The 9,448-nt window shown below is 30.3% G+C and carries 5 protein-coding genes; 3 read left to right on the top strand and 2 right to left on the bottom strand.

Annotation, left to right across the window (positions count from 1 at the left end):
• Positions 1 to 275: 275 nt before the first annotated feature.
• Complete coding sequence (locus Q8L85_03890) at positions 276 to 587, bottom strand: hypothetical protein (GenBank protein MDP1723822.1); 312 nt, start codon at positions 585 to 587, stop codon at positions 276 to 278.
• A gap of 126 nt (positions 588 to 713) precedes the next feature.
• Positions 714 to 1,130, bottom strand: a complete 417-nt coding sequence (locus tag Q8L85_03885) for a hypothetical protein (GenBank protein MDP1723821.1) — start codon at positions 1,128 to 1,130, stop codon at positions 714 to 716.
• Positions 1,131 to 1,487: 357 nt separating this feature from the next.
• Here Q8L85_03885 and Q8L85_03880 point away from each other — a divergent pair, with 357 nt between their 5' ends.
• The 3 genes from Q8L85_03880 to Q8L85_03870 all read left to right on the top strand — a co-directional run bounded on the left by Q8L85_03880 (position 1,488) and on the right by Q8L85_03870 (position 9,228).
• On the top strand, positions 1,488 to 2,336 hold the full coding sequence (locus Q8L85_03880) for a hypothetical protein (protein MDP1723820.1): 849 nt from the start codon (positions 1,488 to 1,490) through the stop codon (positions 2,334 to 2,336).
• Positions 2,337 to 2,402: 66 nt separating this feature from the next.
• Positions 2,403 to 5,288 (top strand): PD-(D/E)XK nuclease family protein, encoded by a 2,886-nt coding sequence (locus Q8L85_03875; GenBank protein ID MDP1723819.1) that lies wholly within the window; start codon positions 2,403 to 2,405, stop codon positions 5,286 to 5,288.
• Between the two features lie 325 nt (positions 5,289 to 5,613).
• On the top strand, positions 5,614 to 9,228 hold the full coding sequence (locus tag Q8L85_03870; GenBank protein ID MDP1723818.1) for a hypothetical protein: 3,615 nt from the start codon (positions 5,614 to 5,616) through the stop codon (positions 9,226 to 9,228).
• The last annotated feature ends 220 nt before the right edge of the window (positions 9,229 to 9,448 follow it).

Genomic DNA, 9,448 nt, shown 5'->3' with positions numbered 1-9,448 from the left:
TGATTCAAAAAGGTCAGGTCATAGGACATGATTCTTCGTTATCAGCTTTTCAGAATTTTTGCACTCTAATGGCGTAGTGTATCAAAAAGAGGTGGATTGTTTATCTAATTTTACTTAACTCACACAGATGCGACAGAACCGGTCGCACAAGCTTTTTATACACATGTTTGCGAATTTGGTCATTCCTTTTAAGTCCGACCCTTTTAGGTGGTGGGAAACTCGCAATGACGAACCCATTGATTTTTAATAATTCTAATTCCAGACTTGCGGTATTATTATTCTTTAGGTAAATATTTAAAAAGAATATGTATAATACCGATACGCTCTTTCTTTGGGTAGCCTAAAAATAAATTAGGATATTTACGATAATGTTGTGCAGAGTCTTTTAATTTATCTCTCGCTTTTTTATGCCCGCCTTGCGAAGCATGATGAAGGTTTAAAAAATAATCAAAAGGAATATTTGCACCATAAGGTTTAACATAATTCCTCATGATAGAGCATGCTAATTTGTAATAAAAGTTACTCCCTGATGCCATAACAGGTGATGTAAGAAGAAGAAGAAATAATAAAAAAATTGGTTTTTTCATATTCTTATCCCTTTGAAAACTACACTATGAGCTTAACGCTTTATTAAGTCTAATACGCTTCTAAAAAAAAATATAGCCAAAAATTAAAACTAAAAAATACATTTAATTCATATAGATAGTAAATTATTATAAAAAAGATAAGGTTATTTTTGTTAATGGTATTTCGTCATCTTCTATTATTTCTTTAAAGCATGATATTGTTTCTTTATCATTTGTGCTTCTATCTATAAAATCCAAAATTGGTTTTTTTTCAATATCAGTAAGCGCCATTTCGATAAAATATTCATCATTGAGTAAAATTTGAATATTTGATTGTACGTCTTTAGAATCAATTTGAAACTTTAAAATAAATTTTTCAGAAGATTTTTCTATAGAAACATTATCAACTATATGGAAAAAAATAATGTTTAATTCTTTAGCATTTAAAATATTAGCATCAACATCTTTAAAATTTAAAACATAGTTTTTGAAAGATGCGTAAGATATAGTATTATTAAAAAAAATAAAAAATGTAAAAAAAATAGTTAATATTGCTTTCTTCATTTGATATCCTTTTTTAAATTCGCTTTATAAACAATAGGCAATTGGTAAATTTTTTTATAATAGGGTCATTTTATCATGAGTATTTATAAATTAATAGTCCAAACTTATGATCTATTGTTTCTTATTTACGGCTTTGTTTTATGAAAATATGTTGAAAAATTTGGCAAGAAAACGCTTTTTTTACCGCGCCTTATCCTTTTGAGAAAAATAACACTCGATCAAATATAAATAAAGACCACGAATTTTTAGGTGATTTCAATATACAATCTTCTATAATGAAACTTGATCAACGTAATCTGACGTGTAAGAATCACAATACGTTAAAGTTAATATAGATAGATACAAAAAGGTCAAAAAATGCGTCAATTTTTTTATATATTATCCTTCAGTATTATTCTTCACACGCCATTTGTATTATATGCAAACGATTCTTCAGATGATGAAACCTCTTCTGAATTTTCTAGTGATGAAGCATTTGCTGATGATCCCAAAGAAATGAATGCACAACTTGAATTTTTAGAAAATGATTTCGCTGTTTTAGAATTAGCTGATAAAAGCGCGTTACCATCTAAACATACAGAATCTTATTTTTTTTCAAATGTTAGAACAATTACAAATCTTTTAGATAATATAAGTATATTAAGAGAGAATATATATAATGCTTTTTTTAAAAATTATATCCAAAATAAAATAAAAAAACTTCATAAAGAATCTAATGATAAAAATCATAAAATAATTTATACACGATTTATCAATTGCTTAAATGAAGAAAACAACTTTTATAATTTTTTAAGTACTGTTGACGTGTTTCCTTATAACATTCAACATGAATTAAATGTTATAAAAGAAACGCTTAACATTGTCAATTTGCCAAAAAAAACACAATTTGTTTTAATGAAATTTTCAACTTTAACCAATGAGCATCTTGATAGAATTATCTTAAAATTAGAAAATGCAAAAAGTACAAAAATTACTTTTAATCAATTTTTAGAAGAATTAGAAAATATTGATGTATTGCTTAGTCAAGCAAGTTCTATTTTTGGAATGCTTTTAGCAAGCGAAAAATTATCTCTTGAAAATGAAGATAGTTCAACTGATCATTTTAATGATGAATCAGATAATAGTTCAGAAGAGAATAGTGAACGGCAATTCCAGCTAAGACTTATAGAAAGATGGAAAGATTTGGTAGGGCCTACGCATGAATAATTTTGGCAATTCATCCTTATATATTGCCTCTTATCAGATCTAATCCAAAATGCTATAAGTCTTAACATGAACTTATACACGATACCCACGGGCGTTTCTTTTTTAGATTATTTCGTTGACGGCATTTTAGAAAATTATGGTGCCGAACCCCTTATTTTAAGCCAAATTCATATTTTTTTACCGAGTAAACGAGCTTGTCATCAATTTACGCCTTTGTTTTATCAAAAATATGCTGAAAAATTTAACAAAAAAACACTATTTTTACCGCGTCTTATCCCTTTAGGCGAAATTGCACTCGATCAAATCGAAATAAGTGACCTCGAATTTCTTGATGATTTTAATGTTAAACCGTCGATTTCGTCCCTTAAACGACAATTTATTTTAGCGCATCTTATTTTTGCGTGGAGTAAACAACAAGATATTGGCCTACATCGTTTTGATCAGGCGTTTACACTCGCCCAAAGTCTTTCTAATTTTTTAGATCAATTACAATCAGAAAATATTCCGCTTTCAAAACTTCAAACACTCGTGCCGTCGCTCTATGCCAATCATTGGCAAGTAACGCTTGATTTTTTAATGATTATATCCAATCATTGGCCAAATATTCTTGAAGAAAATCAAAAACTTGATCCTATTGCGCGACGCAATCATTTGTTTTCAGCCCTTATTGATCTTTATGCTTCCTCACCACCCGCATATCCTGTACTGATTGCTGGATCGACGGGCACTTTTCCAATGACAGCGCATTTAATGAAGCAAATTCTAGCATTGCCTCAAGGTCATGTCATTTTGCCAGGCCTCGATTTGGATATGGAGGAAGACGATTGGCAGCATGTTAAACATCACCCAACCCACCCTCAACACCAATTGAGTAAATTATGCCATCAAAATCAATGGCATAGAGACGATATCAAAATTTGGCATAATACCGAAAAATCAACATTTCAATCAGCTTTTTTATCTTCTCTTTTTAATCCAAAGGGTAAATACGCCTTATTACCACCTGAAAATTTAGGATTTCTGGACAATTTGACGTATCTGAATTGTCAAGATCATACAGAAGAAGCCAATGTCATTGCATTAATCCTTAAACAAGCAAGCATGGACGCCCAAAAAAAATCAGTGCTTGTGACTGGAGATCGTGATCTTGTCAGACGCGTCAAAGCAAGTCTTGCAAGATGGCAAATAGAAGTTGACGATTCCCATGGAACGCCTTTAATTCAAAGCCAAGCAGGACAATTTTTACTTATTTTACTCGATTTAATTCAAGGCAATTTTGAACCCATATTATTGCTGAATTTTTTAAAGCATCCTTTTATTTATCCGGAAACGTCTTTGTTTTTAGAGGATTTAGAACAAACAGCTTTACGTGGGAAATATAAATTAACATTATCCGATTTAATCTTAAAAATGCAGCCAGATTATCCTGAAGCTGTACTTTTTTTAGAAAAACTACAAAAAACAACCAAAGAATTACATGCGCTTTTATTCAAAGAATCAACCGATTTAAAAAATCTTATTGAAATACATTTAAACACGGCCATTCATTTTGCAGACGATCTTTTGTGGGAAGGTGACGCAGGAGCGTCTTTAAGTCAATTCTTTAAAAACTTCTTAAATGATGCGCGTGATTTGCCAGCTTTTGACCCACAATCCTATGCAAGTTTACTTCGTCAATTTTTTGACAAAGAAGTGTATCGTCCAAAACAATTTGATTCTAAAATTGCCATTTGGGGCACCATTGAAGCACGTCTTCAAAATGTCGACTTGGTTATTTTGGCAGGCCTTAATGAAGGATCTTGGCCACCTGAAATTAAAGGCGATCCATGGCTTAACAAAGCAATGCGTGCCGACCTTGGATTACCACCGATTGAACGACGCATAGGACTATCAGCACATGATTTCTGCCAAGCTTTTGGCACACAAGAAATTTATTTAACCCGTTCAGAGCGTATTCATGGATCACCGCAATTCCCTTCGCGCTGGCTTTTAAAGCTTGAAAATTATCTTGAAACCTTGGGGTTAAAACATAAGCTTCAGACCAAAACGTCTTGGAAAGAATGGGCAGGCTTGTTAGATCAACCATCGGTATCTATAAATATTAAACCCCCAGCGCCTAAACCTTCATTTGCGCTTCGACCACGGACTTTATCCGCCACCCAAATCGAAACATTATTACGCAACCCTTATGCTATTTTTGCACGCCATATTCTGAAATTAAAACAATTGGATCCGATTCAACAAGAGCCATCGCCTGCGCATTTTGGGAATTTAGTGCATAATATATTGGAAGATTTCCAAAAAAATCATATAGGTCTTTTGGGCAATGCTGATATCGGTAAGTTATTGTTACTGGGCACGCAAAAAATAAACACACTTAAACTATCGCCAGATCTTTTGTTTTTTTGGGAGCCTTCAATTACATCAATTCTAAAATGGTTTTTTGAAGAAGAAATAAAACGGCGTGTTTTTGTAAAATCCTCGTTACTTGAGCATAAAGGCCTTATAAAATTATCTTTATCCAAAAGCGATTTTACCCTTAAAGCGATTGCTGATCGGATTGATCTTTTTCATAATGGTCAATTTGAAATTATTGATTACAAAACAGGTCAATTGCCGCTTCAAAAAGATATGCTTCTGGGTTTTTCAGGACAATTATTAATCGAAGCCTTGATTGCTGTTAAAAATGGTTTTGGATTGAGCATAAATCCCGATCAATTAAATCTTTCTTTATGGCGTCTAAAAGCCAAAGAAGATAAAGCTGAAATTAGGCATTTCAAAGAAGATTTGGATGTTTTATTACCTGATATTGCAGACAATTTAATAACACTTCTAAATTACTACGATAATCCTGAAACGCCTTATCTTGTGCATCCGATCCCTGAAAAAGCACCCATCTATGATCCTTATCGACATCTTTCGCGTATTGATGAATGGGGTGATCGACAATAGTTTTTTTAAAATTCTATTGCTTTTGATAATTAATATACAATATAAAAAATTAAGCAAAAGTGAAGATTAAAAAGAAAAATCAATTTTTATTTTGATTTTTATAAAAATTATTTGAATCTTTTATAAGAAGGCTTTAATCTATTTTTAGTTAGCGTTAATGAAAACTTGACAGAATAAGTCATTCATACTAACCTATTTTAAATATTTAACCTGTATGCAAAATTTTTATTAAATATGACACTATAATTAAGAATTTTTTTATGCTTTCAATGTGCGCATTTTAAATAAAAACAAATCTGATTAAAAAACAAAGGATTATCTAAAAATGAAAAAAACGATATTAACACTTTCAATTCTTATATCATCCCCTGCTTTTGTTGTATTTGCTGGTGGTGTCGACAATACAATTGAAATTACCTCTTTATCTGTTAAGGAACTTACAGCTATCGCACAAAATATTTCAGCATCTGAGCATAAACGGATTGATGCTTGTAAAAATCTTTTAACCCTTTCAACTTCAACATTTCTGAACAAAGAAGTTATTTCCATTCTTTTAAATATTTTTCAACAATCTCAAGATGATAATCTTTTTTCTGAACTTGTTTCTGATCAAAATTTTATGAAAAAGCATTTTAATCAATCTGATTTAGTTCCTTTATTTTTAAACATTGCCAAGAATGCAAACAATAAGAAAATAAAATTTAATGCTTTTGAAATTCTATGGAATGACAGAAGAGCAAATTTTTTAAATTTAGATGAATTGGTTAATATTAAGTTAGATTATATTAAAAATGAACTTGATGAACATCAAAAATATATAGAATTTAAGCGAATTTTTTCTAACGATTCTGTAAAATTTATGCATCGTAAAACATTAGAATCAATTCTTCTTAACCTATTTAAAAATACAAAAGATGAAGAAATTAAATCAAAATATTTCGAATTTATAAAAAAAGATACGACAATAGAAGAAAATTTTGAAACTTTTGATATTTTTTTTCAATACGAATTCGATCAATGTGTAAATAATAAAAATAATAAAATTAAAATTCTTAATAAGTATTTAAATAGATTAAAAAATACTGAATATAAAAATAAAAAATTTAATGAATTAATTAGTAAAATTTTTAATTACATTGAATCTGAAAATGATAAATATAATAAAATAGAAGAAATTAATGTAATAAAGAAATTTGCTAGAGAAACAAATAATTATGATAAAGATCTCAAAGATTTTCTTTCAAAGATATTTCATACAACAAATGATAAAATAATAAAATATTATTCTGCTGAAATACTTTGGGGAGCATCTGTAGCTCAAGATAAATATTTTAATATATTTGTTCAATCTGAACTTGATCGTTGGTCAAATCATGAATTAAATCAATTTAAAGTTCTTGAAACGTTGTTTAAAAATCAAGAAATTAAAGAAAATAAATTGAATATCGTGAAAAGTGAGATTTTAAATTTTGCTATAAATACGAAAAATGAATATTTTAAATTATCCGCACTTATTATTTTATTGAATGATGTAGAAAATCGAAATAATCATTGTAGTACATTGATTAAATTGTTATTAGATGTAAGTAATAGCAATGATATTTGGCTTCGATTTAAAATCGATAAAAAGGACCTAAATACATTAATAAATTCAATATTAGATCTTATTCGAAATGAAGAAAATTCATTAGAAAAACATTTAGTGATAAAGTTTATTTTGAAGAATCAAAATATTACAATGGAACAGCGTGACAAATTATTTCTTCTTCTTTTAGATTTTACTCAAAATGCATCAGAAAAAGAAATTCGTGATGAAGCAACGGATCTAATAATGAGGAATGCACATTTTAGAATGGAGTATGAATCAATATTGATTGTTGCATTTCAAAGACGCATTTCTGAAGAACCTAGCAATATGGATCTTAAATTAAGAGCTTATATAGCATTTGGTACGCCTTTCCAAGAAGAATTCAATCACTTTATAAGTGAACATTGGAGAGTAATAACAAACAATCAAAAACAACAACTTTGCGAAAACATAATCGATCATTTTGGTGATGAAAATCCTCGTGTCCAAGAATTGATTCTTTTATACGCACGTGATGGTAGTCCGAGTGGCGGTGCAATAAAAGTCTATGCAGATTTGCTTTTAAAGCTTAAAGATCCTTATGTGCATAATCCATCTGCTACAGCATTAACATTCGAAGAAAACAACCAAACGTTTCGTTTTGCTATTAATCCAGAAATATTTAAGTATCTACCCATAAGTCAAGAACCTTTAGCGACACTTGAAGATGTGAAATTAATTCTCGGTGATGCTATGGATGATATAACAAAAGGTGTATCAGATAATTCTGATCTTGAAAATTACGATGCGATTTTTAGAAGTTATTTTGTAGCCCCTTTTTCAGAAGAATCAATGATGCTTCAAGCAATGGTTAAAAAATTTAAAAACATGGAGCCTGAAAAATTTAAAACAACGGAAGGTGGAAAAGGTCAAAAGAAACTCGCTTATTTAATAACGGATATGCGCCAATGTAAACAAGGTAAAAACCAGGCGATTTGGGATCATTATTCGATTGAGTCTAAACCGCTTTGTTTGGCTGAACTCAAAAATGTAACTGATTGGTTGATACGTCTTCAAGAAACAAATAATCCTTACATATCTGATGCAGATTTATCCTCTTTTAAAATATCTAGAAATCAAATGTCAAGCCTTGTGCCACATTTATTGGTATCTGGTCATATGTTTAATACTGATTTATCATCCTTTGAACTCTCAAGAAAAGAAATGATCACACTCATTTCAACGATGTTGAACGCGAATCATATATTCCGTAGACATTTAACGGATCTGAAAACAGAGGATGCACTTCGTTTGAAAGCGTTATTGGGATCAATTGTTGATCTTGAAAAGTCTATCGACTTACATAATAAAAACGCGTTAGGAGAAAGCTTAAAATCCGCACTTAACATTTTAGTACAATTATCAAATGTTGAAGAATTTTACAACAATCTCAATAAATTATGTGATATTCATGAGATCTATCTACCTGCCAATAAATTTGGTGATCAATTATCGTCTATTGCTATTGAAGGCCTCATTCAAAAACTTAAAGTCACTGATATTCAAGGACGTGGAGTACTTACTGAGATCCAAGACGACATGCGTCAATTTGTTGAAAGGCAAGATTTCTTCGATTTATTACAAAATTTTGACAGCGAACAAGGGAATAAATTACGTGAATTAGTCCGTGGTTATGTTATCAATGGCTGGTCTGTTGGACTTCTAAATTTGATGACATTAGCACGTGCGGATACACTTAATAAAGCTGTTGACGTAACGTATGAATATACCAAAATTGATAAAGATATGTCTTTAACATGGGATAGTCTTAAAACTGTTATGATACGAGAATTAATCGATATTAAACGTCAAAGCATCAATTTAATTGCTGAAAAATTAACAAGGCAAGCTTATAACTTTTTACCACACCAAATTGGATATATTGAAGGTCTTTTAGGGAATGCAATTGGATTGTGTAATGCGCATAAAACACCAAATTTTGATCTTTATATGAATCAATCAACTATAACGTCAAAATCCTTGCAAGATGTTTTAGATCTTTTCCATGAAGATTTTACTGCAACCAAACTCATTAACCACTTTAACAAGATGATTGATGAGGATAAATTAAGCATTATTGACCCTAATACTGGTAAAAATATTATAAATCATTTGTTAGGTATTGCGGCTGCAGATCAATTAAAGGGTATGGGCATTGATACATCAGTTATTGATTTAGATATGCTTTTATTGGATGAACAAGTTGAAACAAGCAGTAATTTTTGTATGGCCTTGTTGTTAACTAAATTGGGTATTTTAAACGCGATTGATGAAAATAATCATCCGATTGTGAATAATACTATCCTCGATTAGATTTTTACACTTTTTTTCCTGGATCTGGCTTGAACCCAATGGGTTCTGACCGATTCAGGAAGATAATGATAATACCTACAGCTTCTTAATATTTTCAATTTCTAAATTAAGTTATATAGCGAAAGAACGCAAAAATACGACAACTTCCTACGTTTCGAAAGAAGTCTAATATTCATAATAGCTTGTTTTTGCAAGCGAGACAGAACATGTGGATCTTCCA

The sequence above is a fragment of the Alphaproteobacteria bacterium genome, assembly GCA_030680745.1.
GTDB lineage: Bacteria > Pseudomonadota > Alphaproteobacteria > JAUXUR01 > JAUXUR01 > JAUXUR01.
Note: the sequence above shows the minus strand (reverse complement) of the source record. Positions and strands in the feature narration are given on the sequence as shown.

Coding starts and splice junctions, on each gene's coding strand:
- Q8L85_03875 (MDP1723819.1), top strand. CDS start 2,403: ATGAACTTATACACGATACCCACGGGCGTTTCTTTTTTAGATTATTTC.
- Q8L85_03870 (MDP1723818.1), top strand. CDS start 5,614: ATGAAAAAAACGATATTAACACTTTCAATTCTTATATCATCCCCTGCT.
- Q8L85_03880 (MDP1723820.1), top strand. CDS start 1,488: ATGCGTCAATTTTTTTATATATTATCCTTCAGTATTATTCTTCACACG.
- Q8L85_03885 (MDP1723821.1), bottom strand. CDS start 1,130: ATGAAGAAAGCAATATTAACTATTTTTTTTACATTTTTTATTTTTTTT.
- Q8L85_03890 (MDP1723822.1), bottom strand. CDS start 587: ATGAAAAAACCAATTTTTTTATTATTTCTTCTTCTTCTTACATCACCT.